General features: G+C 48.0%; 25 protein-coding genes. 5 read left to right on the forward strand and 20 right to left on the reverse strand.

Going from position 1 to position 25,579, the window contains the following annotated elements:
- Nucleotides 1–50 precede the first annotated feature (50 nt).
- Both ABEW73_RS19030 and ABEW73_RS19035 read right to left on the reverse strand, forming a co-directional pair.
- Nucleotides 51–875, reverse strand: a complete 825-nt coding sequence (locus ABEW73_RS19030; RefSeq protein ID WP_430166024.1) for a MerR family transcriptional regulator — start codon at nucleotides 873–875, stop codon at nucleotides 51–53.
- A 112-nt stretch (nucleotides 876–987) separates the two neighbouring features.
- Nucleotides 988–1,722, reverse strand: a complete 735-nt coding sequence (locus ABEW73_RS19035) for an alpha/beta fold hydrolase (protein WP_430166026.1) — start codon at nucleotides 1,720–1,722, stop codon at nucleotides 988–990.
- 329 nt (nucleotides 1,723–2,051) lie between these two features.
- Between ABEW73_RS19035 and ABEW73_RS19040 the strand changes: the two genes are divergently transcribed.
- Entirely contained in the window at nucleotides 2,052–4,097 is a 2,046-nt protein-coding gene (locus ABEW73_RS19040) for a serine hydrolase (RefSeq protein ID WP_430166028.1), read from the forward strand.
- 617 nt (nucleotides 4,098–4,714) lie between these two features.
- On the opposite strand, the gene ABEW73_RS19045 is transcribed toward ABEW73_RS19040, so the two are convergent.
- Together ABEW73_RS19045 and ABEW73_RS19050 are read right to left on the reverse strand one after the other, a co-directional pair.
- The gene (locus tag ABEW73_RS19045; protein WP_430166029.1) at nucleotides 4,715–5,674 is read right to left on the reverse strand and encodes a DUF4097 family beta strand repeat-containing protein; all 960 of its coding nucleotides are present in this window, start codon (nucleotides 5,672–5,674) and stop codon (nucleotides 4,715–4,717) included.
- Between the two features lie 253 nt (nucleotides 5,675–5,927).
- Nucleotides 5,928–6,743: a ZIP family metal transporter gene (locus tag ABEW73_RS19050; RefSeq protein WP_430166031.1), complete on the reverse strand. Its 816-nt coding sequence runs from the start codon at nucleotides 6,741–6,743 to the stop codon at nucleotides 5,928–5,930.
- A gap of 328 nt (nucleotides 6,744–7,071) precedes the next feature.
- On the opposite strand from ABEW73_RS19050, the gene ABEW73_RS19055 reads away from it, so the two are divergent.
- Nucleotides 7,072–7,635, forward strand: coding sequence for an NAD(P)H-dependent oxidoreductase (locus ABEW73_RS19055; RefSeq protein WP_430166033.1), 564 nt, complete (start codon nucleotides 7,072–7,074; stop codon nucleotides 7,633–7,635).
- Between the two features lie 77 nt (nucleotides 7,636–7,712).
- Here ABEW73_RS19055 and ABEW73_RS19060 read toward each other — a convergent pair whose 3' ends face one another.
- The 7 genes from ABEW73_RS19060 to ABEW73_RS19090 all read right to left on the reverse strand — a co-directional run bounded on the left by ABEW73_RS19060 (nucleotide 7,713) and on the right by ABEW73_RS19090 (nucleotide 14,973).
- Nucleotides 7,713–8,084 carry a winged helix-turn-helix transcriptional regulator gene (locus ABEW73_RS19060; RefSeq protein WP_430166035.1) on the reverse strand — a complete coding sequence of 124 codons (372 nt, stop codon included), beginning with the start codon at nucleotides 8,082–8,084 and terminating at the stop codon, nucleotides 7,713–7,715.
- A 115-nt stretch (nucleotides 8,085–8,199) separates the two neighbouring features.
- The gene (locus ABEW73_RS19065) at nucleotides 8,200–11,388 is read right to left on the reverse strand and encodes a bifunctional cytochrome P450/NADPH--P450 reductase (protein WP_430166037.1); all 3,189 of its coding nucleotides are present in this window, start codon (nucleotides 11,386–11,388) and stop codon (nucleotides 8,200–8,202) included.
- Between the two features lie 319 nt (nucleotides 11,389–11,707).
- Entirely contained in the window at nucleotides 11,708–12,109 is a 402-nt protein-coding gene (locus ABEW73_RS19070) for a GNAT family N-acetyltransferase (RefSeq protein ID WP_430166039.1), read from the reverse strand.
- 5 nt (nucleotides 12,110–12,114) lie between these two features.
- Nucleotides 12,115–12,300 (reverse strand): hypothetical protein, encoded by a 186-nt coding sequence (locus ABEW73_RS19075; RefSeq protein ID WP_430166041.1) that lies wholly within the window; start codon nucleotides 12,298–12,300, stop codon nucleotides 12,115–12,117.
- A gap of 2 nt (nucleotides 12,301–12,302) precedes the next feature.
- Nucleotides 12,303–12,911 (reverse strand): TetR/AcrR family transcriptional regulator, encoded by a 609-nt coding sequence (locus tag ABEW73_RS19080; protein ID WP_430166042.1) that lies wholly within the window; start codon nucleotides 12,909–12,911, stop codon nucleotides 12,303–12,305.
- A gap of 349 nt (nucleotides 12,912–13,260) precedes the next feature.
- The gene (locus ABEW73_RS19085) at nucleotides 13,261–14,394 is read right to left on the reverse strand and encodes an NAD(P)/FAD-dependent oxidoreductase (protein ID WP_430166044.1); all 1,134 of its coding nucleotides are present in this window, start codon (nucleotides 14,392–14,394) and stop codon (nucleotides 13,261–13,263) included.
- A 204-nt stretch (nucleotides 14,395–14,598) separates the two neighbouring features.
- Nucleotides 14,599–14,973 (reverse strand): VOC family protein, encoded by a 375-nt coding sequence (locus tag ABEW73_RS19090; protein ID WP_430166045.1) that lies wholly within the window; start codon nucleotides 14,971–14,973, stop codon nucleotides 14,599–14,601.
- A 251-nt stretch (nucleotides 14,974–15,224) separates the two neighbouring features.
- Here ABEW73_RS19090 and ABEW73_RS19095 point away from each other — a divergent pair, with 251 nt between their 5' ends.
- Nucleotides 15,225–15,716 carry a hypothetical protein gene (locus tag ABEW73_RS19095; RefSeq protein ID WP_430166047.1) on the forward strand — a complete coding sequence of 164 codons (492 nt, stop codon included), beginning with the start codon at nucleotides 15,225–15,227 and terminating at the stop codon, nucleotides 15,714–15,716.
- 158 nt (nucleotides 15,717–15,874) lie between these two features.
- Here the strand turns inward: ABEW73_RS19095 and ABEW73_RS19100 are convergent, their stop codons facing one another.
- Nucleotides 15,875–17,371, reverse strand: coding sequence for an Lsa family ABC-F type ribosomal protection protein (locus ABEW73_RS19100; protein ID WP_430166049.1), 1,497 nt, complete (start codon nucleotides 17,369–17,371; stop codon nucleotides 15,875–15,877).
- Between the two features lie 114 nt (nucleotides 17,372–17,485).
- Nucleotides 17,486–17,626: a hypothetical protein gene (locus ABEW73_RS19105; RefSeq protein WP_215163679.1), complete on the reverse strand. Its 141-nt coding sequence runs from the start codon at nucleotides 17,624–17,626 to the stop codon at nucleotides 17,486–17,488.
- A 226-nt stretch (nucleotides 17,627–17,852) separates the two neighbouring features.
- Between ABEW73_RS19105 and mscL the strand changes: the two genes are divergently transcribed.
- Nucleotides 17,853–18,251: a large conductance mechanosensitive channel protein MscL gene (gene mscL / locus ABEW73_RS19110; RefSeq protein ID WP_430166050.1), complete on the forward strand. Its 399-nt coding sequence runs from the start codon at nucleotides 17,853–17,855 to the stop codon at nucleotides 18,249–18,251.
- A 243-nt stretch (nucleotides 18,252–18,494) separates the two neighbouring features.
- On the forward strand, nucleotides 18,495–18,956 hold the full coding sequence (locus ABEW73_RS19115) for an OsmC family protein (protein ID WP_430166052.1): 462 nt from the start codon (nucleotides 18,495–18,497) through the stop codon (nucleotides 18,954–18,956).
- Nucleotides 18,957–19,076: 120 nt separating this feature from the next.
- Here ABEW73_RS19115 and ABEW73_RS19120 read toward each other — a convergent pair whose 3' ends face one another.
- The 7 genes from ABEW73_RS19120 to ABEW73_RS19150 all read right to left on the reverse strand — a co-directional run bounded on the left by ABEW73_RS19120 (nucleotide 19,077) and on the right by ABEW73_RS19150 (nucleotide 25,563).
- The gene (locus ABEW73_RS19120) at nucleotides 19,077–19,625 is read right to left on the reverse strand and encodes a DinB family protein (protein WP_430166054.1); all 549 of its coding nucleotides are present in this window, start codon (nucleotides 19,623–19,625) and stop codon (nucleotides 19,077–19,079) included.
- 138 nt (nucleotides 19,626–19,763) lie between these two features.
- Nucleotides 19,764–20,915 (reverse strand): NAD(P)/FAD-dependent oxidoreductase, encoded by a 1,152-nt coding sequence (locus tag ABEW73_RS19125; RefSeq protein ID WP_430166055.1) that lies wholly within the window; start codon nucleotides 20,913–20,915, stop codon nucleotides 19,764–19,766.
- Nucleotides 20,916–20,974: 59 nt separating this feature from the next.
- Nucleotides 20,975–21,697, reverse strand: coding sequence for a methyltransferase domain-containing protein (locus tag ABEW73_RS19130; protein ID WP_430166057.1), 723 nt, complete (start codon nucleotides 21,695–21,697; stop codon nucleotides 20,975–20,977).
- On the reverse strand, nucleotides 21,684–22,841 hold the full coding sequence (locus tag ABEW73_RS19135; RefSeq protein ID WP_430166058.1) for a type III polyketide synthase: 1,158 nt from the start codon (nucleotides 22,839–22,841) through the stop codon (nucleotides 21,684–21,686). Before ABEW73_RS19135 ends, ABEW73_RS19130 begins: the two co-directional genes overlap by 14 nt.
- A 205-nt stretch (nucleotides 22,842–23,046) precedes the next feature.
- Nucleotides 23,047–23,517 carry a hypothetical protein gene (locus ABEW73_RS19140; RefSeq protein ID WP_430166060.1) on the reverse strand — a complete coding sequence of 157 codons (471 nt, stop codon included), beginning with the start codon at nucleotides 23,515–23,517 and terminating at the stop codon, nucleotides 23,047–23,049.
- Nucleotides 23,518–23,551: 34 nt separating this feature from the next.
- The gene (locus tag ABEW73_RS19145; protein ID WP_430166062.1) at nucleotides 23,552–24,052 is read right to left on the reverse strand and encodes a hypothetical protein; all 501 of its coding nucleotides are present in this window, start codon (nucleotides 24,050–24,052) and stop codon (nucleotides 23,552–23,554) included.
- 224 nt (nucleotides 24,053–24,276) lie between these two features.
- Nucleotides 24,277–25,563 (reverse strand): Gfo/Idh/MocA family protein, encoded by a 1,287-nt coding sequence (locus ABEW73_RS19150; RefSeq protein ID WP_430166063.1) that lies wholly within the window; start codon nucleotides 25,561–25,563, stop codon nucleotides 24,277–24,279.
- Nucleotides 25,564–25,579: the final 16 nt, after the last annotated feature.

Below are 25,579 nucleotides of genomic sequence, written 5' to 3' on the forward strand. Positions count from 1 at the left end.
AAATACCTCGCAGAATTCATTATTTAAACCATATGGTATATGTACATCTCTTATTTCTTCGTCACGGGAAAATACACCTCGGTAACCATGTCCTCGGCAGTCAAGACTTGATACGGGTCGGTTACATAGACTTCATAGGGTGATTGAGTCAATGCATATCCTTTATCTTCTACCCATTCCCTTAGCTTGGCATATACCGATGTCAAATTAGAATAAGCCCCCTTTAAAACAGACCTCGCACAAAGGCCCCCGCACAAATCTCTCGTTCCCTTTACAGCCTCCTTGATCGGGAGGGCAAACTCTGTGTCATTGCCTGCAGGATTAAATTCCGGGCTGTGATATATCGTCATGGGCGTTCCAACCAAGGTGAGTTTCTCCCTAGCGATCTCTTCATATAAACTGCAATAATACCGACCGTATCCTAAAGCATAGTCATCACTGCTCATCATCTGACGCTTGTATAGGATATTCATAGGTCCCGTTTCAACAAGCTGTACTTCAATATCATCCAGGTATGACATCAGATGTATGCCCTGCTCCAAATTCAAGATATCCTGGTTCATTTGTTTTAGGGTATATTCATACGTGTTTAACTTCTCCTGAATTACCCGACGTTTGCGATTGAGGGCGAGGCGAAGCTTCTCTTCAGATTGATCCGCTTCCCCGTCCAGAATTTCTTTGATTTCTTCCAGCGAGAAATGATAGGACTTCAAACGGTTGATATAGAGCATTGTCTTTAATTGACTGATGGAATAATAGCGATAACCGTTTTCCGGATTGATCTGATCCGGATGAATTAACCCGATTTCATCGTAATATCGAAGCGTCTTTGTAGATACTTCGCATATTTTGGAAAATTCTCCGATCGACAGCATAGGTGCACCTCTTTTCTGGTTTCGGATCTTGGTTCAAGATCACTATACACCTTGCCCTAAGGGCAAAGTCTACAGCACATTATGAGAAGGGGGCGTGAACCGCCAGTCCCCACTATATATGAGGAGTACCTTCCGGAATTGTACCGGTGTTAAGCCAATGTTCCACTACCCGATTAAACAGTGCCGGATCGGCAAGCGGTATGCCGTGCCCAATACCGGGAAAGATGATCCCGTCAGCGCCTTCACTCAGCTGTACGAGATCCTCAGCCGATTTCTTAACACTGCCTCTCTCCTTTTCCCCAACCGTAACCAATAGCTTCGTTGTTGATTCTTGAATCCTTGGAGAGATTGAATAGGACATATTCTCCTTCAGCACCGAAACCAATAGCTCCCGCTTCATACGCAGAGTTTCCGCGTAATACTGTTCAAAATCAACCTCATTCACGTACAGAGTGCTTGCCTGCCATCTGGAAAACCATCTGTATTTGGTTAACGGGAAGCTGATTCGAACAGAGGGCTCAATCAACTTAAGCGCTGCCGGCATCGGTCTCAGCAAGGCACTATTTACGATGGCATAATCAATAAGGTGGGGTCGTTGACATATCATCTCCACAAGAATTTGCGCCCCTAGTGAAAAGCCGAAAACCACAATCTCCCGTCCGTCAGCCTTCGTCGAAATGACCTCATTAAGCTGATCCGCGGTGCGGCTTATGGAAAAAGGCGAATTGCCGGGGCTGCGCCCATGTCCGGGCAAGTCAGGAATCAGGCAGAAGCTGTCTTCAAAATAGGGAAGCTGCTTGTTCCACATCCAGCCGCTTACACCGCCGCCATGCAAAAATACGATCATCCTTGCTACCTCTTTGTTTCCGCTCTCCTTGATGTATAGATTCAGATTGCTCATCCCCCAGTCACACGAATAATTTATACTAATGCATATTATATAGTATACATTATGATCATTTAATGTCATATCAAATATTAATTTATACTTTATTTTATTAATTAGTATAAAATAAAACGTTTTGCTTCTCAGTTGTTCAATATCCCTAGACCAAAGTCGAGGCCCAATTCCTTCCGAGGAGCCAGTTGAAACTCATTCTGCGGACCGTTCTTCCTTCTCCCTCCATCGACTACCATGAAGTGGAAATCTAATACGATTGACAAGGAGAGGAACCCATGAAGCCAAATAAACAAAGCAAGTCTAGAACCATTCGTATACTGGCAGCCTCCGTGCTGTCCGCTAGCCTGCTGGCTTTACCTGCCGATATCTTTGCCGATACGGCAAAACCTGCCTCAGGTACAACCGCAACACAGCATGCGGGAACGCCGGTACTAAGTTCCAAAGAAGTCAAGGCGTTCACCGATGCCTACTTTGCTAAGCCTCATGTTTCGGACATGCTCGCTGGTGCGCTTGTTGTGATTGTAAAAGACGACAAGGTGCTGCTGAATACGGGCTACGGCTATGCCGACCTTGCATCCAAGAAAAAGATTGATCCCGATCGAACCTTGTTCCGCATGGCCTCAATATCCAAATCGATAACCGCGACCGCTATCATGCAACTGGTAGAGGAAGGGAAAATCGATCTAAAAAAAGACATAACCGATTATATGCCGGATGTTAAGATCACCAACAACACCGGGACACCCGTCACGGTCGAGCATTTATTGACCCATACGACAGGCTTCGACTATACGGATAACTCCTCGGTTCCGCCACATATCGTTCAGAAGGGCGAGGTTCCTCTCGCCGACTTTATCCGGGTAAATGCCCCAGCTGTGGTTCGCACGCCGGGAGAGGTTTACCGCTATGATAATCTGGCCTCCACCATGCAGGGCTACATTGTCGAACGGGTATACGGGGAACCGTTTGAGGATTATGTAAAAAAACATATTTTCACCCCGTTAAAAATGGAGCACGCTGCATTTCGGATGGATGAGGATGTTATCGCGAACCTTGCCACAGGCTACAATGCCGAACGTCAACCGTTTAAGCCATACCCAAACATACCTACCATCGCACCCGAAGGCGGCATGTTCGCCACCGGCACCGACATGGCCAATTTCATCATCGCCCATCTAAATAAGGGTCAGTTCGGGTCTTCCCGCATTATGAAGGAAGAGACCATGCGTTTGATGCATCAGACGCATTATGATGCAGCCGGCCTTCCGTTGATGTCATACGGGTTCGAGTCGTTTATGCACAGCAGCCACAACGGCCAAACCCTGATTGGCAAAGGTGGCGATTTGGATGGCTATCATTCCTGGCTTTGGCTCCTTCCCGACCAGAATGTCGGAGCCATGATCGTGGTTAACAGTGACACGAGCACTTCGATCCGAGCCGAATTTTTCACCGAATTCATGGATCATTTTTATCCGAAGAAACAGGTTCAGGAGAACGACTTCCCGCTCAATCAGGAGCAGCTCAAGAAATTCGAGGGCACATTCAGGAGCTTAAGAACACCGCTTATCGCCACACAGGTGAAGGCTGGCCAAGGTGAGTTATTGGTCTTGGATGCATTGGGCGAACATAAACTCACGCCAGTCGGTCCGCTGCGATTCGTGGATGAGAACGGTACGCCGGCCGCCTTCAAGGAAGATGATAACGGCAATGTGGCATATATGTATTACACGGCGATAGACAGCATGTCCGAAAAGCTCGAGGAGCCTGCTGCTTACAACGACGTCCCGGAAGAGAATCCTTATGCCAAGGATATCTACTTTGTTCAGTCCCTCAAGGCTTTTGGCGAGAATGAGCAATCCAGCTTCCGACCGAATGAACCGATCACGCGGGTAGAGTTTGTCAGTGCAATCAGCCGGCTGGCCGGGATGAAGCCTAGCGAAGGCACGAGTTCATTTAAGGATATGCAAGGGCACCCACTCGCTGGTTATGTGCAGAATGTCGCGGACATAGGGGGCGTCACCGGCACTCCGACCCAGAACTTTGAACCCGATCAGCCAATTACACGCCAAGAGGCTGCAGCTATAATATGGCGTGTGGCACATAACGCGCTTGGCGCGAAGGCGGTTTCGGCAAAACTCAGCTCGAAACCGGCTGCCTGGGCGGATGAAGCCGTACAGTTCATGGTCGGATCCGGATTGCATGGACCCGAGGTGACAAAAGACGCAAACGGCGCCGCGGATTACCGGCCGTCCGATAAACTTCTGCGTAAAGAAGCTGCTGCCATCTATGCGAGACTGATTCAACAGGCGTTTGGCTTTTAATTTGGCCTGATATGGACATTCTTGTCTTAGAAGGATAACGCATTTAAAACGGAATAATAAGCACAAGGCAGAAGGGGTTGTCCCAAAAGATCTTAGATCTTGCGGGAAGCCCCCTTCTTGCTGTGAGAAGACGCTCCATGTACGAATCGTTCCTACCATCGCTGTTGCTTGTCCGGAAGCGATTCGTCCTCTCCGCTACGCCGTGCAGTTTGCTTACGTTTAGACGCAAAGAAACCGTTCTTTGGTAAAATGGAGGTGCGACCCAAACCATTTACGAAAGGAACGGTTTCTTTTTGTACATTCAGTATACCCTGACCAACTCGATCTGCCAGACGACCGAATCTTTGTGAGTGCCTAACAACCGAGGATTCCGGCGATTTCTACACCAGGGGTTTGGATAAAATGCCTGGAGGTCGGGTGGCTTTCGCTTGCCCATCATTTGCTCAAGAAGACGGCAATGATCAAAACAGAAGCCATAGCGGTTTGGGAATAACATCCTGAGCACCGCCATGGCTTTATTTGACACATCTCTGTTTATGAGAGCCGTACGTCAAGCAACTAAATCTACTTTTGGGACGGCCCCTTCTCGTTATTTCATTAAATCTATTGTGTTCTGCTTACTCCAGCTTGAAGCTTCCAGACCCTGTGCGAACCTTCAGCAGTGCGTCGCCGCTGCCGAACGTTCCCTTCAGCCGGCCTTCGTCTTTTACCTCATATCGTATTCCGTCCCACTGGATTTTCCCATCACCTGACTTTCCTTGATAATCAACTTCCAGGGAGGAAGGCTCTTGAACCAGATCGATGGTCACGTTCCCGCTTCCCGCTTGCAGGTCGGTATCATAGATCAACCGCTCCGACTCCAAGCGTATGTTTCCAGAGCCAGCCTTTCCTTGGACGGCTGACTCCCCATCCTTCAGTTCAACATAGCCGCTTCCATTTTTGAAGTTCAGCGTTGTGGCATGGTAGCCTTCCGCCGATATATTTCCAGAGCCTGACTCTAACGCTAACGACTCGGCTTCAATCTCTTCAGCCTTGAGATTACCGCTGCCCGTATACACCGTCAGTGAGCCTGCCTTCACATCCTGAACATTAACATTTCCGCTGCTTGCCTTGATCGTGACCTCATCTCCATGCATACTACCGATCTCGAGATTGCCGCTTCCACTTTCAATTTTTGCAGCTGTCCATTGCTTTTCCGGTAACTCCACCGATAAATCGATATCCAGTATACGTACGCCAAACTGAATACCGTCAGGAACATCGACCCCGATCACCAGCGTATCGCCGTTTGGCTCGACCTTCAATTTCACTTGGTCTACATTTTTCGAGCTTACCTTTCCGTTCAGTCGAACCTTAATCTCGTCTGAATTTCCCTTAGTGACTTGAATGTCAGTGCTTCCAGTCTGTAGGGTCAAATCCCGAAAATCATCAGCGGCCACTATTTTCTCTTCATTAATTTTCTTGGTGTCAAAGGAAAATCCGAATTGAACATCCGAAAAAATGTTCATCGGGTTCACCGTAAAGAGCAGCAGCAGTACGCCAGCCACTACGATCAATATCCCTGTTTTCTTTTGCATAATGTGTTCCCATTCCTTCCGTCGTCCCTTTTTGTCTCTCTCTCTTCTGCCGAATCCTGAAGTCTTATTCAGTATACCATCCATTTAGAGACTTGAGCATTGGTCCCGCGAATGAGATGCGAACCTCGACCTAAGTCCAGTCTCGTTCACTTGCGAATTGTCACCAACGTTCTCATTGTATAAACCTCTGCTCCCAGTCAGCGGATTGGAACGCAAAAACAGCCAGTCCGTACCCGGCTGGCTGTTCTCGTCTCTACCCCAACGCCACATCAAGGATCATCATCAATACGAAACCGAACATTAAACTCATGGACGCTAAATCCTTGTTGCCTTTTTCTTGCGAGCTTGGAATGACCTCTTCGGCTACCACGAAAATCATAGCACCGGCCGCAAAACTCAATGCGTAAGGCAGCATGGGTTCAATAAAGGCGACGGCTACTGCGCCGATTACCGCGGCAACCGGTTCCACCATACCCGAGAACTGTCCATAGAAAAAGCTTTTTCGCTGAGACATTCCGTCGCCTCGCAGGGGCATGGAAACTGCAACGCCCTCCGGGAAGTTTTGAATGCCGATTCCCAGAGCCAGCGTCAGAGCGCCTACCAGCGATGCTTCAGTCCCTCCATTAGCAAGCGCGCCAAATGCGATCCCGACCGCTAACCCTTCCGGAATGTTGTGAAGGGTAATTGCGAGTACCAGTAGAGTACTCCGTTTTCTGACTTTTGGATTATATCCTTCCGCTCTTCCAATCGGAGAATTGGGATGAAGATGGGGTAATACCTTGTCGATTCCCCATATAAAGATTCCGCCTAATAAAAATCCGAAGGCAGCCGGAAACCAGCTCCCGATCGAATTGCTTTCCGACATCTCGATGGCTGGAGCCAATAAGGACCAGTAACTGGCCGCAATCATGACACCGCCAGCAAAACCCAACATACTATCCAGCAGGCGTTGGTTCAATGTTTTTGTAAAAAAAACAACAGCCGCCCCTAACGCCGTCATTCCCCAAGTAAACAAGGTGGCTAGTAATGCTTGGATAATGGGATTGAAATTCATAAAAAAATCTACCATTAAACAAGAACTCCTTTTACGAAAAAAATATGATACAGATAATATCTCCTAATATAGGCCTTACATACATTTAGCGATCATCCAGAGAGTGCTCTAGAGTTTATGTACCCGCGGGAGTTCGTTCTAATGCAGTCAGTGCAAATTATTATATATCATAAAATGCAATTATGGTTGTTATTTATTTTCTATAACTCTATTATCTATAAACGATATTTTCCTCCGCAACACTTACCTTTTGGTAAGTACCTGTTCTAAAAGTGCATACTTACATCCTTGCAGCGGTCACTTTATACTAAGAAAATAAATCACGCTCAAGGAGGAAAAATCATTGAAAACTCTTGTTATCGTAACGCATCCAAACCTGGAAACCTCGATCATAAATAAGCGCTGGGTCGAAGAACTAATGCAATATCCTGATCAGTATACTGTTCACGAACTGCATAAGGTATACCCAGACGGAAACATTGATGTACAAAAAGAACAGCAGCTCATTGAATCGCATAGCAATCTTGTTTTACAATTTCCTATCTATTGGTTTAATTGCCCGCCGCTCCTCAAAAAATGGCTTGACGAGGTTTTCGCTTATGGGTGGGCGTACGGCTCAAATGGCGGCGATAAGTTAAAGAACCGCAAAGTTGGATTAGCGGTCTCGGCTGGTATAAAAAAAGAAGATTATCAGGAAGACGGAAGGTATCGCTACACGCTTGCACAGATATTAACCCCTTTTGAAACGACCTTCCTCTACTGTGAGGCAGATTATCGTTCGTTCTATGCGTTTTACGGACAAGAGGCTGCTCCTGGCGGTAATGCGCCTGACTTGGACCTATCGCCTCCTCATAGCGCATTGGATACAAGTGCACAGGATTACTTAAAGTTCATAGATAACCTGTGATGAATGAACGGAATTAAGCCGTTAAAAAAAGAAGTATTTCCTTGTTCAGGAAATACTTCTTTGAATATAACAAAGCCTCATGCTTCCAGCTGCACAGCTTCCAGCGCCGGCGAACTGTTTTGCTCTCCCCATTCGCACATCATATGTAACACAGGAATGAGGGAGAGTCCGCGTTCCGACAAGGTGTATTCGACTTTTGGGGGGACCTGGGGATATTCCGTGCGAACGATTAGCTCATCTGCCTCCAGCTCCTTTAACATGATGCTTAGCGTCTTAAAGGATATGGAACCAATGCTTCGCTTCAACTCATTATGCCGCATAACCTTATTTTCAGACAGCCAATACAAGATGATCATTTTATATTTACCGCCGATCAAGGATAACGTATAACCAAAGCCGCTATCTTGGGGTTTCACGCCAGTCGGAACGCAGGTTTCAGTTTCGCGCATAAGTCACACTCTCCTTCTAATCTGTTCCATTTATCATGTACTGATCATCTTAACATAAAAACAGCACTGGATCGCAAGGAGATCTATAGAACGACGAGTTCCGCTGTCATGATGATTATCCGGCCCAGACATCCTTTACATATTGTCCCGACGCTTCCAGCCCGGATAGCCAGGCGGCAGCCTCTTCTGCATCCACGCCATGTCGATCCCGATAGGCACGGATCAGCGTTTGTTCCACCTCCGGCGCCATCCGTAAGCCGTCGCCGCAAATGTACATTTGCGCTCCTGCCTCAAGCAGTGACAGCAATAACGCTCCATCTTGTGTCATTAAATGCTGGACATAGCATTTCTCCACACCGTCTACTCTCGAAAAGGCCGTATGCAGGGTGACCAGTCCTTCTCTCTCCGCCTGCACAAACTCCTCGCGGTAAAGATAGTCTTGCTCCGGGTTCCGACAGCCGAAGTACAGATGCGCAGCACCCAGCTTCTGCCCAGCCTCTTGAAGCGCTTGTCTTGCCTGGATGAATCCCCTGAACGGAGCCACGCCCGTGCCCGGTCCGATCATGATGATTGGCGTTGCCGGATCTTCCGGCAGCGCAAAGCCCGACTCCGGAGAACGAATGAACATCAGAACCTCCGCGCCCGTCTCCAATTGTTCCAGATAGTTGGAAGCCACGCCCCTGTATTCCCCTTGGCCGCTCCAAGCACTGCCCCGAACGACACTGACCGTAATGCTTGCCGTATTCGGACTAATCTTAGGGGAGCTGGAAATCGAATAATATCTCGGCTTCAATGGAGGCAGGAGCTCAAGAAAGCGTTCAAACGGCAGCTCGCAGGCTTCATATCGCTCCAGCAGGTCGAGCATGGTGATCCGTTTGGCCCGCACTTCAGCCTGATAGGTCTCTTCCGAAAGCAGTTCTTGAAGCTCTTTGGCATGCGGCGGGCATACCGTATAAGCGGCCATCTCCCGAATCTGTGCTCTTGTGGCCGGCTCCTGCAGCTCCACGCTGCGGGACAACAGGTCGTCCAGTCGGACAGGAATGCCTGTCGGCAAATGCGCACCGCTTCTTCCTTCAGCAGACAAGATAAGATGTGCGCCCGCGTCCAGTTTGAATCTTCGGAGAACTCGCTGAACCAGCGTCTCCGGATTGACCGGAAGCACTCCCAGATGATCTCCTTCACGATAGTCCGATCCCGCCGGCAGCGAGATTTCGATATGCTGCGTGATCCTTCCGCTGTCCGCATGCTGCAGATTGCGGGTATGAGCAACGCGCCCGGTTACAGCCTGGTAGGTTTCTGCCAGAGGCACGGCGGCCGCTCCCTGTACGAACTGGACGGACAAGGCACTGCGCTTCAGCTCATTGACGGACATCAGAGGCAGACCTAGCGATTGCATCAAATCCGGCCATAAATGCTCTGTCCATTCATCGACTTCACGCTCAAAGTCGCCGCTGGCATCACTCTCACCGCGCGTGAGCAATCGCTGCGCCCCTTTGACAGCAAGCTGTTCGTCTATCAAACGAGGTATCCGCTGATAGGTGCTTGCCCAGTTGTGATCCCCGCAGCCAAATACAGCATATCGCACACCCTGGATTTCTGATTCATCGGCATTCTCCAGCCATTCCGTAAATGCTTTTGCATTGGAAGGCGGCTGTCCGTTGTACGAGGCGGTTACAATGATGACGGCACCTTCCTTCGGAAGCTTTCCGGCATAATCGTCCAGCGTACCTACCTGGCTGTCGAACCCTTGGTACTTTGCAGCATCCGCCACCTCTCGGGCAATTCCCTCTGCCGTACCCAAATTCGACCCGTATAAAGCGAGCAGCGGGGTATGATGGGCATTGGCCGCCGTTTTATCGGACGACTTGGCGTATTCTCGCTTCTCCGACTCGGGTGATACCGCCTTTCCTGCTCCTGGAACCAAGAGTGCGGCCCCCTCTTGACGGCTTCGAACTTGAATATGGAACCCTTCCGGCTTCAAAGTGAGGGTTTCCTTAACCTTCAACTCATAAGACGGGTTTTCGATCAATTCAAAATATTTGAGCACCAAACCAAGCACCAGGGTTGCCTCCTGCAGCGCAAACTGCTGCCCGATGCATGCGCGCTGTCCGTTACCAAACGGTTTGTAAGCGTCATGCGGCACCTGGCTGGGATCTTCGAAGCGCTCCGGCCTGAACGTCTCCACGTCGTCTCCCCACACACGGGCGTCTCGATGCAGTCCCGGAATCAGGACTGTTACGCTATCCCCCTTCTTGATCGGATAGGCTCCTCCGATCGTCGTATCTTCCTTGGCATATAACGAGAAGGCAGGTGCCGTTGGCCATAAGCGCAGCGACTCGCTGAGAACCATGCGGACGTATTTGAGCTCCCGAACCTGATTGTAAGTCGGCACGGGATCTTTCAGAACGCGTTCCACCTCGCTTACCGCTTTTTGCAATGTATCCGGATTTTTCAGCAAAAAATAAATGGCAAAGGACAGCAATCCGCTCGTCGTCTCATGCCCCGCGATAAGAAACGTAATCATCTGATATCGGATATTCTCCGAATCCAGGCGCTCGCCTGAATCCGGATCGACACCTTCCAGCATATGCGCGAGCAAATCCCCTTCTTCGCCGCCATACTTCTTGCGATCTTGAATGAGCTCATCAACGAGCGAGAACATGTCCTGAACATCTTCCTGAAACTGCCGCTTCTTTTTAATCATAAACATGTCTTGTATGCCCAGACGGTGCAGCTGGTTCATGCCTTCATCGAGGGCACGCACCATGCTGTCGATAAACGGATGATTGTCTTCCCGGTAGAAGCTGTTAAACCGGTAATTAAATCCGCACAAGCCGATGGTATCCAGCGTCAGGCGCGTCATGTCGGCAGGAACGTCCACGGTTTCGTCGGGGTTGAGCCGAGCCCATTTCTGGATAAGCTGCATGGCGATATCGACCATTTTCGTATGGTAGCCTTGCATCGCACGCTGGCTAAAGCTGGAGAGCAGGATATTATGTGCTTTTTTCCAGTTGGGCTCATGTGTAGCGCTCGTAAACAATCCGTCACCGGCAAAAGGACGGACATTCTGAAGCGGCGCCCAGATTTGTTTATCAAAACGCTTCTCGTCACACGCGTCCTTGACATATTCGTGTCCGGAGACATACAGCTCCCTGCGTCCGCCCGGAAACTGAAATTGAAATATCGGCCCGAGTTCCGATGCGACCTTCACAAGCGATTGGATTGGAGCTGCGGAATCCAGCAGAGGCAGATTGCCCAGCGGTCCGTAAGTTTTAGGTTGAGGTACTTGCTTCGTATCTGACATTCGATCTCCCTCCATGATCCATTGTTTCTTTGGAATGCGTCCCTTTGTTTGGACAGGTCAATTCCTATACAGTTACAGTACTCACTGACCAATGTCGTAATCCGGTCATTTCACAATAAAAAAGAGGATTGACGGCTGCATCGTTAGTTTCTACTTAACATGGCTGTCTTATCCTACCCTTTACCCTATCATGATATGATATCCCGCACATCTGCCGGAGGTCCGTAATATCGTTTAGGTCCGCCGATATTCCCTTATTACTTTTCAACCAAGTGTGTTCCGTTTTTGAAACTTTAGGACTATGAATCCACTGTTATCCTCATTTTGCGTACTTTAGAGATACGATATGATTAATGCCTATCTTTACTGCTCTTTTTTGGGGAATCATTCTTCGTTTATATTCTTTAAAGCCCATCTTTTCGTAGAGTCTCATGGCAGGTATATTCGTATCAGCTACCTCTTCTATTAAAAACTCACGGTATGAAGTAGCTTCAAGAATATGGCCTATGATCAGCGAGCCTACTCCCTGTCCTCGATATTCCGAAGCCGTCCCGACAAACTCAATCGAACACTTCACCGGTGACGGATTCGCAAGAGGTGTTTCAAATTCCTTTTTCAGAAACATATGCGCGAGGCTGCCCTTATATAAACCCAAATGCTCCCGCAACTCTTTTTTGTTGAGTTTCACTGATAAAGAGGTACCGTCCGTACATGCAGCCATCCCAACTACTTTGTCGCGGCAACGGCAACATAGAATTGATCCAGATTAAACATGTGGGCAAAGGCTCTTTCAATTTTCTCCTTATCTTTCGAGAAATATCCAAGCCATTGTGAGAATCCTTCCGCAAAAATGTGGGATATTTGAGCTCTTGCATCTCTTCCGAATTGATCGGCTTTCATTACTGTATACATCGTTAATCTTCCTCCTTGAACAGGAATGAAGTGAGAACGAACGGGGATGGCATAACAAAGTTGTTTTTCAGGATCACTTTCAATTCGGCCAGCCCCTGCAAAGCGGAATAGAACAACACGGCCATTTGATAAGGATCCCCCGGACGGAAATCGCCTAATTCCTGTCCCTTTTTGAAAAGCGCGGTTGTAGCAGACAGCAGTCGATCATGTTTCTCTAAAACCTCCGATTGCTTCGGATTGGCTGCGCCTCCTGAGAAAAACAACTGATTCATGAGGATCAGCAAATTGGCAAGTTCCTCTCCATTTAGCATATCGTTATAAATTTCGTCGACAAACTGCGCCATGAGTTGTTTCGGTGAATCAGCTTCCTCAAAGGTTTTCGTGATTTTTTTCAAGCCATCAAGCGCAAACTCCACCAACTGATTAAACAAGCTTTCTTTTGTTTTGTAATGCCGATATAAAAGCCCGATGCTGATACCGGCCGCATCCGCGATGTCCTGTACATTCGTGGAACCGAACCCTTTATGAACAAATAGCTGCATCCCGGCCGATTGTATTTTTTGTCTGGTGGCGTTACGCATTTCTTCGTATTGGTCCTTCGTACGTGGCAATGAGCTCCTCCTTTTTATGAGTGAGTTTTTACTCATTATAAAATGTTAACATTGAATGATCAAGCCTTGAATTGCTGAATCGCAGTAAAATAAAAATTTTGTGTTTGCTTTGCCGATTCAACTGCTCCTCGTAGGCCGGCCGTTCGATTCCTGTTTGGTAAGCTGAAAGCGAACCGAATGAACGAATCGCTCACAACCGTCTAGAATATCGGAGTTTTGCTATAAAAAACCGCGAATATGATCGCGGCTTTTTTGATATCCAGTATTCATCTGCATTGTCATGACAAGCATGCAATATCTGTACGCAGGATATTGCTATGATTATTCATGGCTCCGATCAGCCGGAGGTTCATGCCCAGGCTCCATCCATTGCTTTTCGAACATCATAATCACGAATGTCGATATCCAGCGGCATTCCAAGCGCTATCTTTGCAAGTTGGCTTCCGATAAATGGCCCCATCGTTAATCCGGACGCGCCCAGCCCGTTTGCCGTAATAAGGCCTTCCCAGCCAGGGACAGCACCAATAACCGGAAGAAATCCGGGTGTAAACGGACGAAACCCGACTCGTACCTCCTCAAATGTGCTGTCAGCCAAACCAGGCGCTAAGGCTAATCCTTTATTCAGGATTTCCTGCATACCGCCGGGTGTTACTCTTGTATCGTAGCCATTGACTTCATTTTCGTGAGTCGCTCCGATCACAATCTTCTGGTTATCAAAAGAGAGCAAATATTGATCCGAAGGCGGCATGACGACCGGCCAGGCACCTGTATCTTGCTGATCAGGCACCTGCACATGCATGATTTGCGCTTTTTGAAAACGAACCTGAAAGTGAATGCCTAATGGCTGAAGCAGTTGATTAGCCCATGCACCGACACAAACAATGACTTCATCAGCCTCGAAGCTATCAGCTCCGACTGCTGCTCCGATAACACGATTCGATTCGTATAGCAATGCGGCATCCCCGTCTATAAGCTTAGCCCCGTTCCTCTGTGCGGACCGGATCAACGCATCGCGCAGCGCACGACCATCGATACGGGCGGCACCGCTAATATGGACGGAATGATAGCCTTCACCAAGCAGAGGAAAACGCTCATGGGTTTCTTCCTCATTCAGTCGGGTAATCTCACCGATTTCCGGAGCATCTGTTTTCCGAATATGAGCCCGTTCCTCCATCTTGCCGATTTTATCCAAATCCTCATGAATGCTAAGAGCGCCGACTTGGGCATAGCCTGTTTCTGTCTCGCCTTCAATGATGAGTTCTTTCACTAACTCAGGGTAAAAACGTGCGCCCGCCTTCGCTAATTGGTACCACGCCTGATTCCGCCTTTGCGATAGCCAGGGGCAGATAATGCCTGCCGCGGCATCCGTAGCCTGTCCTCTATCTTTGCGGTCTATAATAAGGACTTCCGCTCCCATTTTTGCTAACTGATAAGCAGTCGATGCCCCCAGTATTCCCGATCCAATGACGATCACTTTCTTCATGCATGACATCCCTTTCCTTCAATCACTGTATCCATTATAGCGAATGCAGGAAAAAAGTATAACGCCCACCATCTAAGCATTTTAGATTGAGCCGCTGAGGGTAATTCGGCAAATACATTTCTTCCATACCAAAGAATATACAAAAAAGCCGCCAAATAGGCGACTTCACATCCAAGCCGATCTATGGTTGATCTGATGGACTGGTTATTTTTCCATGACAGCAAAATAGTTTTCTTCATAATCCGCAAAGTTGAACACTCTGCCGGAAGGCAAATTCACCACTTCGCCGACGGTGATATCATGGCTGGTTAAATGGCTGTGCAACGCTTCGAAATTTTCCGTAAAAAACATTAAAGAAGGTGTGCCCAAATTCATTCCAGGCGACATTTTGGCTACGAGCTCCTTGTCATGCAGAATAATACTTGTTTCGGCTTCCTTCGTTGGGGCAATTTCAATCCATCTCATTTCACCGTTATTCTCTTCAGCTATGACTTGAAATCCTACCATTTCAGTCCAAAACTTCACTGCTTGATCCTGATTATTCACATACACCATAATTTGACCAACTTTACTAATCATCAATTGTTACACTCCTCGTCTTATTAAATGTTAAAACCAGCTTGTTTCTATGACTTCCTTTTCTCTTCAGATCATAACATGCCAGATGGACTTATATTTCTTATCAAATGCGAATTTATATTAAATTCCGGTTTATTTTTATAGTATTCGCCACTTATGTCCGTATCAAAACAGACGGTTTCCTATTTATGAATGTCCATACGGCTTGAAAACAGGCTGAATACGATAATATAGATGTACATGAGAGAGTGGTGACAAACGTGAAGCTGGTGGACGTGAAAGGCGCCTACGATGTGATCATTAGCTTGGGCAACTGGTGCGGGCCATCGGTCAATTTGCGGGAGCGTCAACTGCGACGCTTTTCTTTCCCGCTTGATGACTTCCCAGTGCTGCCCCATCAAGATTGGACGCAAACGTACGCTTCCTATAAAGAGAAGATGAATGTTCGCATTCGCAGGTTTTATGAAGTTCTAAACAACAGCCGAGCCGTTTTATTTATCAGGTGGGGGGAAGTGAATCCCCCGGAAGCTGCTCTGCTTCATGCCGTCTTATCCTCATTCGTACCCGGCACGTGCAATATTCTTGTTCTTCAGACCATGCACGATATTCAAGATGTACGAGAATTGGATTGGGGAATCGACGGCATTTGCACACTTCAGGTCCCCATCGACCGTCCTAATGATGAGTTCATTTGGAATCAAGCGATGGAAGGACTGTCTTTGACCGGCTACTGGAAGGGTTAGGTTTACTGTATGAACATCTTAGTTCATATCACAACGAAATATAAAAAAGCTGCCGCAAACTAATTCGCGACAGTTTTTTTTGTAATTTCCCATTAAGGAACATATTTGGGCTAATTGATACTCTTATTCCTTCTTTGGGATAACAATCTTATTGTTTCTTATGTTTCTTGATGGGCATCAAGTTCAACGAACTTCGTTGCCACGTTCTCGCAGAATGCACGATCATGCTCCACGAACAGAATCGTCGGTGCATGCTCAAGCAATAACTCTTCGATTTGCATGCGAGAGATCACATCGATAAAATTAAGCGGTTCATCCCACACATACAAATGAGCATGCTCACTAAGGCTTTTAGCGATCAGCACCTTCTTCTTCTGTCCCCCGCTATAAGTCGAAATATCCTTTTCAAACTGAAGTCTGGAGAAATCGAGCTTTCGCAATATGGATTTAAACAGGCTTTCATCAATCCCGCTGCTTATGGCATAATCCGTCAAGCTGCCTTGCAGGTAGGACGTGTCCTGAGATACATAGGATATCTTAAGCTGGCTATCCCTGTTGAACTGGCCTGTGTATTGCATCTCTTCTCCGCATATCAGCTTAAGGATACTGGATTTTCCAGAACCGTTCTTGCCCGAGAGGGCAACTCGGTCCCCTTTTTCAATCGTAAAACTCAAGTTTTCACACACCGTCTTGGAGCCGTATGAAATGGAGACATCCTCCAGCTGGACCAGTTGTTTTTTGTGATAGTCCAGTTGGAACATCTGCAAATTCTCGGAGCTCTCGATATTTTTAAGGAGCTTCGATTTTTCCTCAATGGCGGACTGCTGTCGCTGCTCTAGGTTTTTGGAGCGCTTCATCATCTTAGCTGCCTTGTGGCCAATATAGCCTTTATCTACTTTGGAGCCTGAATTTCTGGTACCGTTCTTCGATTTCTCCACCTGATCCGACCAATTCCCCGTCCTTCTTGCAGAATCGGTTAAACGTTTAATATCTTTCCTCAGCTTCTCGTCACTCGCAAGCTCAAATTGATCCTGTCTCTTTTTATTTTCCCACCATGCGGAAAAATTGCCTTTTTGGATCTCGATATTGGTTTTATTAATGGACAGGATGTGGTCTACGCAATGATCCAAGAATGATCGATCGTGCGACACCAGAATAAATCCGCTTTTCTTGCTGAGGTAGTCGCTGACTAATTTTCTCGCATGCATATCCAGGTGATTGGTCGGTTCGTCAATCAAGAGGAAGCGATTTTCCTTGATAAACAACGCAGCCAGCATCACTTTGGTCTGTTCTCCGCTGGATAATGAGTCAAAAGGCCGGTACAGGACATCTTCCGAAACCTTTAACAAGTTAAGTTCGCGCACGATTTGCCAATGAACATACTCCGGATAGATCTCCTCGATGATGTCCAGAGTGAGATACTCCTTGTTCTCGACATGGTAAGGGAAATATTCGAAGCTCACGGAGGCCGAGATATTCCCGCTGTATTCATACTTGCCTAGCAGCAGATTGAGAAACGTGGTTTTCCCCCTGCCGTTTCTTCCGGTAAATCCTAATTTCCAATCGGTATCGATTTGAAAGCTCACTTGTTCGAATATCGGATCAAAACTGCTCTCATAAGCAAACGAAAGGTTTGAAACTTGGATTAATGACATTTTCATCATTCCTCTACGGTAAAATTTCAGAACGAAAAAAAGCGCAAAAACACCAGAACCCGGTGCTTTCTACGCTTATCTTTGCCAACTATACCATAAAGAAACAAGCGACGATCAAGCTATCGCTAAATTTGCCTGCATATAAGTATAGAAGGATAAAGTTCCGGTATCTGACTGGTTATGGTGTGAACCTTGTCTAATGCTTCCTAGTATCGACAGGTTCACATGAACATCTACAACATCTAATTCAGTCATCGCTTTATCCCTCCTTCATTCGATCCCGTTATTGTGCGAATATTATAAACTTAACATGAATGCCACCTATTGGTCAACCTGTATAGGGCAAGCGGCGGCTCGCCTACGTTTCCGTAAAAAAGATACAACTTAACGATCTTGCGCATTTCACTAGTTGCTGATAGGATATTTCGAGTGGTAGATGAAATGCCGCCTACATTTTGGATTGAAAAGCAGGTGACTTATTATGAATTTATTAAAAGAGTTTAAAACCTTTGCGCTTAAGGGTAATGTGCTCGATTTAGCCATTGGGGTTATCATTGGTGCTGCTTTCGGCAAAATCGTATCCTCCTTGGTGAGCGATATCATTATGCCGGTAATTGGCTTGCTCCTTGGCGGAGTCAATTTATCAGGACTAGATGCGACGATCGGGGATGCAACCCTGACGTATGGTGTATTTCTTCAAACGGTCGTGGACTTCCTGATCGTCTCCTTCTCGATCTTCATATTCATCCGTACGCTGAACCGCTTTAAACGCAAAGAAGAAACTAAGGCAGAAGAACCGCCAGCTCCATCGAAGGAAGAACTATTATTGACTGAAATTCGCGATTTGCTGAAGCAGCAAAATCAGGCCTCCGAAAAATAATAGGGTACCGATCTAGAGAGTGTGTTTTCGATATGAGAACATACTCTCTTTTTTTCGCCTTCCGCCAGGTCCACCCATGGGAATAACAAACGCCCGTCATATCGTTCTATTCATGTTCTATTGACAGATCAAGCTAAATAGAATTATAATCCAGACTAAACCAAGTAAAATAGTATACATTATAATATAAAGACAGATTAGCCAGGACGTATGGGGCTGTCTAGAAAAAGGGAGATGTGTTATATGCCAAGTGTTCAAACGTTCAAAGCAACTGCCCATTTGCAAGAAGGGGTAAGAGTTGTTACTAATGTAAGGCAGTTCGAGTTCGTCATCGATGAGCCGAAAAGCCTTGGAGGTACGGATACCGGAATGAACCCCGTTGAAGCTCTGCTCGCCTCCCTCGGGGCATGCCAATCAATCGTGGCCCGTGTATATGCGCCAAAATTCGATGTGATCCTTGAAGATTTCAGAGTTGATGTAGAAGGCGACCTTGACCTGGATGGATTCTTTAATCGCTCTGACGTACGCCCTGGATACTCCGATATTCGGTACACGTTCTACATCAAGACCCCTTCGTCCGCCGAGAAAGTTGAGCAGTTTGTTGAATTTCTGGAGAGTAAATGCCCTGTGGGCGATACGATAGCGGCGCCAGTAAATGTGAAGCTAAATCGCATCGTCATTGAGAACGAAGTGACTCATTCTTAATTAATCTACATATAAAGGCTGCTACGTTGCACCAAGCAACGTAGCAGCCCTTCATTTTTCATCTTATGAAAACCAATCATCCGGGTATCATTAAGCGACGTATTGTCCATAGATAATGTATTATTTCTTGTGAACGGCATAAAGGAAACGGCAATAACCGATCTCAGCCGCATTTTTCATCAGTTCTAGATTTAGCCAGGCTGCCAATTCATGAAAAGGCTTATCCGCGAAAGGCCATAACGTTCGTTCCGTAGAAAGGAATGCTTCGTCCGTCAAAGCCGACATTTCACGTTTCCAGTCGCAGCTCAATTCATTTATTCTATCTCTGGTCTCTTGGATGTTACCCATAGAATGGATGTCTTCACGGGCCAAAGCCCCGCTGCCGAACGAATAATTCAGTACCATAGACCACCAGTATGTGATATGCCATGTCAACCAAGATATATTCGGCGGGCCAATCTCGTACTCCTCGGATTCCGGCCAATCCGCCAGCCAGATCCCAGATTCACGGTAAACGTGGAGTCCCTTTGAAGCAGGTCGCCAATGAAACTCCTCATCTTGAAGCCCCGTGAGATGCAAGTCGAGCATCTGCCAAGCGATTTGGAACTGAAAATCAAGCGTACTTCGAATAAGCCCGGTTGGATTAGGTGAATTCTGTCCATCCTGCATATCGCCCCTCCATTCATCGAAATAATAAACACTATTTAAATATGTCTATCATTTTATAAACATAATAAAATACCATCTATCCAATGTCAACGAAAGTCCGTTAAATAACAATATAAAAAAGCCGCAATCCTGCGGCTTTTATCTGGAGCCTATACCCGATGCGGATAACCGGGTAGCTTTTACGATATAGGAAGCCAATCCTGGGATCATCCGGGCGATGCCTGGATAGAAACGGTTGGTCTTGGCAAAAGCCAGGTTCTGAATTCTCCTCGCTCTTCTGAGAAGCTCCGTAAACGTACGATTGGCTTCATGTGTATACTGATTTCGCCAATGTTCGAAGTTTATTTCTCCCTTTAAATAAGAGTCGGTCCAACGAGCGCATATCAGCGAGGACCGCAGAGCAACCGACATCCCGTCCCCGCACAGCGGCGGAAGCATCAGCATGGCATCGCCGATGTGAGGATATTCCGACCATGGATACGGCGTATGGGATAAACGAAGCGGGGCAATCGATACCTGAGTTCCCGAAACAGGCTCTCCGTCAGCCATTCGTTCAGCTAACCTTTTGTTCGTACGTGAAGCGGCCCGGAGAATTTCAGGCACCGATTTGCCGCTGCCCTGCACTGAATTCAAGGTCAGCAACGCAGCCACATTAACCGTCCCATTTTCAATCGGCGAGATTCCGACATACCCCCCCTCGCAAAAGTACAGCTCTACCCGGGAAGGTATCGTAATGCCGCTAAAATGTGATTTTACGCCCACATATACGGTATCATCCCGATACTCCTCGGCAGGGGAAACACCGCGCGGTCTTTTCGTACCGTATGCACCAATGACGGCCCTTGCCTCATATCGAACGCGCTCGTTCCCTTGCCTTACATCGACTTCATACCGATGATCACCGAGCTTCTGAATATCGGTCACGGTTGTTCCAGTGACAACTTCCGCACCCGCGGCCACTGCATTCTCATGCAGGAGGCGATCCAGCTCATAGCGGCTGATGCCTGTGGCCTTTCCCGGTAATGGAGCGGTAATTTCACCGCCGTGTGGCATCACGATTTTGGCATGATCCATGGGGCTGGGCTTCATCTCTTGACCCACTAGATCGACGCCTAGATAATCCAGCATCTCTTTGGTCTCCGGTGACATGAATTCACCGCAGGTTTTATGACGCGGAAATGATTGCCGATCCAGCAATATCGTACGATGCCCTTGCTTTGCAAGCTGTAGTGCACAGCTGGTACCGGCTACTCCCGCTCCGATCACAATAACATCCGCTTGCTTTGACATATATGACCACCTGCCTTATAGCTTGCCTGAAGAACATTGGCTTGGTAACGATGAGAGGACTATCGAGCCCGATGGTTCGGGATAACAACGGAATAGCGAAACAGCGGCTTCCATTCATAGGTCATGGTGTCGTGATTGAGCTGTTTTTTCAGCTCTCTCCAATCTCTCCCTTTAAATCCCTTAGCAACCGATAACGGACCATCATGGCGAATATAACGATTGCGGGAAATGATGCGCGTTGTAATCCAAACTGCCGTGTAGGGGACCGGATGCCGATGGATATCATTGATGACAACCCCGTGAATAGAGGCTCGCAGCATATGCGTCACCATGTCCACAAGCTGATCGCCCTGGAAATGATGGATGAACTGGGAACCGGTCACAATATCTGCCGATGCATCGGGTAACTCTTTAACATCGGCACGTCGAACTTGAACCCTCGGCTCGTTTCGAAACAGTCGTCTAGCCTCATCGCATGCTTCTTCCGTCATATCGACTAAGGTAATATTCAGCCGGATGCCCCTTTGATCCGACCATTGCAGCAGCTTCTGGTTTACATCGCCTGAACCAGCCCCTACGTCCATGATGCTAAGGGTACTCGGGCTGCCAATCGACTTCCAAAGCTTCTCCACGCCGTCCAAGGTCGGTCCCGGTGCAGCGAAAATCCGATTCAGCCGCCTTAAATGCTTCAGCGCTTCGCTTAGCTCTTCTCCTCCGATGGAGAAGTCATCCATAAGCTCATCTTCCTCCGCCCGGATGGACAGGGTTCTAAAGAAGGACATGGTCCTGCTCCTTGACCGATGACGCATAAGCCTTCATATAGGTAAAGCGCATAAGCTCCGCTGTCAGGCCTGGCCCGAAGGCCATGGCTACCCCTTCCGCGGAATCTTTATTCAGCTCTTGCATCTCCTTGCGCATCGCACTCAGCACAAACAAAATGGTCACGGAGGAGAGATTCCCTGCCGTTCTTAAGATGTCCCGGCTGTATTTGGTTTGTTCATCGGTCAGGCCCATGACGTTCTGCACCGAATCCACGATGCCCCGTCCGCCAGGATGGATGGCCCACAATTCAGGAAGCTTATCGCCCTTCAGCAGAACACGCAGTTCTTCCTCCAGGTGAATACCGAGCAGCTTCGGAATACGCGGCGACAAAAAAAGATCAAAGCCTGTGTTACCTACCTCCCATGTCATATCCTCCGTGGAATCCGGGAGCAAGACCGAATAACCCGAGCCAAGCTCCAAATAATGTCGATGCTCCGTTGCCGGATGACCGATGACACATGATGAGGCTCCATCACCGAAAAACGAGGCTGCAAACAGCGCCTCCCTCTCCTTGACCGGTTGAAAATGAAGGGTACAAAGCTCCACGCACACAATCAATACTTGCGACCCCGGCGCCCCTATGACAACATCCCGCGCCATTTGAATCGCTTTAAGGCCGGCAGCACATCCCTGGAATATCAACGGCAGGCGATTAACCCGTCGAGAAAGCCCCAAATGGCCGATCAACAGTGCATCCATACCCGGCTGGTATTGACCCGTGCAGCTGACCGTAATGAGATGCGTGATTCGATCCGGCGACATACCGGCATCCTTCAAGGCCTGCTTGGCAGCTTCTATGCCAAGCGGGAGGGCCTCCCGCTTGTATGTATCCATTCGTTCCTCGGTTGTCGGGATGTCTGACTCGTCATGGGAAGGCAAATAGCGGCACTCTTCCAATGGACCAAGGTAGTTGGGTTCGCAGGTATAACGAGTTTCGACACCGCAGGATCTAAATACTCTTCGAGCAAAGCGGGCCAGATCGGGTTTATCCTGCAGCGTAGAGGCAATTAATTCCGCGATATCCGACTGTGCCACCGAATGTGCCGGCAATGCCGTCCCCATCCCGAGAATCGCAACAGCGGACATACCGTTTGTATGTTTCATGCTAACCTCCTGTATCGTCTTGGAATTATACATGATTACCCTTTCCTGGGTATTTTGAATTCGTCCTAAGACTTACTTTTGAGATTAGGATAACCCGAACTTAGCAAATTATATCCAATTCACACCGAAGGCTTAGTCCGCATGTCCGTAGTCGCAAAAAAAACCACGATGAACGTGGTTTCCTGGGCTAACTATTATGATCACATCACGTAAAAGAAAACGCGATGGCCGTCGATCCTGAACGCGGATCCTGATAGGAGGTGATATTCCCCCATTCCATCTGGTATTCCACATATGGATAAGGACGTTCCTGCTCATAGTTAGGCATTAAACATAAAGCCCTCTCAAGCATGTTCCTATGCTTCTCGTACCTTCTCCGCTCGCCTTCCACGGTCCAGTTATCCCACGAAGTCGGAAATTGCTCCCCCTGAACGGACAATTCTACCGTATATAGCTTACCTGCATGAAAGCATATGGACACAAATACCGATTCATCCATCAACGGAACCTCGTTAAAATAAAACCACTCATAGCCATTCCCCATGGAGCGGGCAGAGTGAAAATACAGGGTATAAAGTTTGGATGCACATAATGGATCTTCGGTTAAACCGGGGTGAATGGCCCGTTCTCCATTAACAACAAGCTCTCCTGCAGTCCAACCGCTGCTGCACATCATTCAAACACTCCTTTCGATCATCCTATACTCCTTCCTACTCGCCAAGTTCACCTTCATTAAACTGACTTCCCGGAATTTTTGCATCGGCAAGAAGGACCCATTGGTTTACTTCATCGTAACCGGATACCTCGGCAATGACCCGATAACGAGGGTACATCCATTCAGCAGGGGCTCGCGATTTCAGAGCGGACGTGTCCGTCAAGCCTACGGCCCCCGGTTCCAACAAGTTGATTAATGTGCCTTGCGGAAAAAAGGCCTCGATGAATCCTTCCACTTTAGCGCCGACTGGAAATAAACGTTGAGTCCGATGCCAGTCCTCCAGGCCAGCTTGCAGCTGTTCCATCCAAAGCTCCTCGAATGCCGCTTGACTGATTTCTGTATAATAGGGTTCCTCCAGATTAAGAGGGTGCTCCGCAAGCATGAAATGATAGGAATCGTGCTTCCGGTTGGATGTAATGCAGCTGCCGTTCTCATTAACCACGATCTGCCTATAAGCCGTGCCATTGTTATCAATTTCAAAGTACCAGGTTCCCATCCCCGGCTCCTGAACATCTTTTAGATATTTTATAATCGTCAACTCCTACATTTCGGAAGCGGCTCGCGTTGTGTCCTTTACGGAGTGCTCCTTCATGATTCAAATCCCTGCCGATCTATTTGTTCCATTATCAAGCGCTAGGTTTATTTTACCATAGACAGCCACTTGGCGTTGTGCCTTAGAATACAAAACAAGCCCGATTGCATCAGCAATCAGGCTTGGGATTATTTCCTGGGCATCGTTTTTACATGCGTGCTGAACTGCTGCTCAAATTCCTTTATCGAGATGATGCTTCCGTCCACTCTCGATTGCTCAGCCGCAAATGCCATGAGATGACTTTGAACGGAACGACTTGCCGAAGTCAGCCCTTGATCGCTTCCCCCAGTCTGCACCAGTCTCAAAAAATCCTTGATCAGGCCCATATCACCGCCGCCGTGCCCGACATGCCCGCCCCTATCCTCAAAAGATATTCGCTCAATCTTGCCGCTGCCAAAGTGAATGATCTCAATTTCATTCTTCTCCATGGCTCCGCGGATCTCCCCGCGGGTTCCCATCAGCTTGATCGTGCGGCTGACATCTCGCGTAAACGCACTCATCGTAAATGCGGCCGTCACGGTATTAGCAAATTCCAGATTGACGACCTGATGATCCACCACGTCATTATCGCAATGGTATACGCAGCGGCCATATGGCCCCTCCAGCAACGCCTTATAACGGGCATCATAACTCATATCATCACTGATCGCCGACGTTGGCCAATTCGTATCCTCTGTCAAATATAGATCCGGCGCATAATAGAGGCACTGATCCGAGACCGGGCATCCGTCCAAACAGCGTTTAGGTGCGCCTTCCGGTGCTTGCGCAGGCGTAAAATGGCTCAGCGAGCCGAAAGAGGATACCCGAAGGCATTCAGAATCGGCAAGCCAGAGCAAAATGTCGAGATCATGACAGGACTTGGCGAGAATCATCGGGCTGGAATCTTCCTTACGACGCCAATTCCCCCGCACAAAACTATGCGCCTGATGCCAATAGCCCACGTTCTCGTTATGCTGGATCGACATCAATTGGCCAATGGTCTCACGTTCCAGCAGTTCCTTTAAAGTCGTGAAAAACGGCGCATATCGCAGCACGTGACAGATGGAGAACACCAGCCCGGCCTGTGAAGCCATCTCGCCCATCTTGATGCACTCTTCGGGATCCGGTGACATCGGCTTCTCTAGCAGCACATGGTAACCGGCTTCAAGCGCTCGCATCGTCGGCTCGAAATGCTGCTTATCCTGGGTGCATATCAGTACCGCGTCCGCGAGCTTGGGCCCTGCAAAGAAATCATTCCAATTCTCGAAGCAAGCTGCATCTTCAAGGCCATGCCTAGCTTGAAACTGTTCCCTCCGCTGCTGATTCGGTTCTGCGACGGCAACCACCTCAAGCTCATGGGGATGCAGCAGGGCATATTCCATATAATTGATGCCTCGCAGTCCTGCTCCGATAAGGGCAACCTTAACCTTATTCATCCGACTCTTCTCCTTT

Source organism: Paenibacillus lautus, from assembly GCF_050482385.1.
Taxonomy (GTDB): Bacteria; Bacillota; Bacilli; order Paenibacillales; family Paenibacillaceae; genus Paenibacillus_AQ; species Paenibacillus_AQ lautus_B.

Coding starts and splice junctions, on each gene's coding strand:
- ABEW73_RS19030 (WP_430166024.1), bottom strand. CDS start 875: ATGCTGTCGATCGGAGAATTTTCCAAAATATGCGAAGTATCTACAAAG.
- ABEW73_RS19035 (WP_430166026.1), bottom strand. CDS start 1,722: ATGATCGTATTTTTGCATGGCGGCGGTGTAAGCGGCTGGATGTGGAAC.
- ABEW73_RS19040 (WP_430166028.1), top strand. CDS start 2,052: ATGAAGCCAAATAAACAAAGCAAGTCTAGAACCATTCGTATACTGGCA.
- ABEW73_RS19045 (WP_430166029.1), bottom strand. CDS start 5,674: ATGCAAAAGAAAACAGGGATATTGATCGTAGTGGCTGGCGTACTGCTG.
- ABEW73_RS19050 (WP_430166031.1), bottom strand. CDS start 6,743: ATGGTAGATTTTTTTATGAATTTCAATCCCATTATCCAAGCATTACTA.
- ABEW73_RS19060 (WP_430166035.1), bottom strand. CDS start 8,084: ATGCGCGAAACTGAAACCTGCGTTCCGACTGGCGTGAAACCCCAAGAT.
- ABEW73_RS19065 (WP_430166037.1), bottom strand. CDS start 11,388: ATGTCAGATACGAAGCAAGTACCTCAACCTAAAACTTACGGACCGCTG.
- ABEW73_RS19070 (WP_430166039.1), bottom strand. CDS start 12,109: ATGGCTGCATGTACGGACGGTACCTCTTTATCAGTGAAACTCAACAAA.
- ABEW73_RS19075 (WP_430166041.1), bottom strand. CDS start 12,300: ATGTATACAGTAATGAAAGCCGATCAATTCGGAAGAGATGCAAGAGCT.
- ABEW73_RS19085 (WP_430166044.1), bottom strand. CDS start 14,394: ATGAAGAAAGTGATCGTCATTGGATCGGGAATACTGGGGGCATCGACT.
- ABEW73_RS19090 (WP_430166045.1), bottom strand. CDS start 14,973: ATGATTAGTAAAGTTGGTCAAATTATGGTGTATGTGAATAATCAGGAT.
- ABEW73_RS19100 (WP_430166049.1), bottom strand. CDS start 17,371: ATGTCATTAATCCAAGTTTCAAACCTTTCGTTTGCTTATGAGAGCAGT.
- ABEW73_RS19105 (WP_215163679.1), bottom strand. CDS start 17,626: ATGACTGAATTAGATGTTGTAGATGTTCATGTGAACCTGTCGATACTA.
- mscL (WP_430166050.1), top strand. CDS start 17,853: ATGAATTTATTAAAAGAGTTTAAAACCTTTGCGCTTAAGGGTAATGTG.
- ABEW73_RS19115 (WP_430166052.1), top strand. CDS start 18,495: ATGCCAAGTGTTCAAACGTTCAAAGCAACTGCCCATTTGCAAGAAGGG.
- ABEW73_RS19120 (WP_430166054.1), bottom strand. CDS start 19,625: ATGCAGGATGGACAGAATTCACCTAATCCAACCGGGCTTATTCGAAGT.
- ABEW73_RS19125 (WP_430166055.1), bottom strand. CDS start 20,915: ATGTCAAAGCAAGCGGATGTTATTGTGATCGGAGCGGGAGTAGCCGGT.
- ABEW73_RS19130 (WP_430166057.1), bottom strand. CDS start 21,697: ATGTCCTTCTTTAGAACCCTGTCCATCCGGGCGGAGGAAGATGAGCTT.
- ABEW73_RS19135 (WP_430166058.1), bottom strand. CDS start 22,841: ATGAAACATACAAACGGTATGTCCGCTGTTGCGATTCTCGGGATGGGG.
- ABEW73_RS19140 (WP_430166060.1), bottom strand. CDS start 23,517: ATGATGTGCAGCAGCGGTTGGACTGCAGGAGAGCTTGTTGTTAATGGA.
- ABEW73_RS19145 (WP_430166062.1), bottom strand. CDS start 24,052: ATGGGAACCTGGTACTTTGAAATTGATAACAATGGCACGGCTTATAGG.
- ABEW73_RS19150 (WP_430166063.1), bottom strand. CDS start 25,563: ATGAATAAGGTTAAGGTTGCCCTTATCGGAGCAGGACTGCGAGGCATC.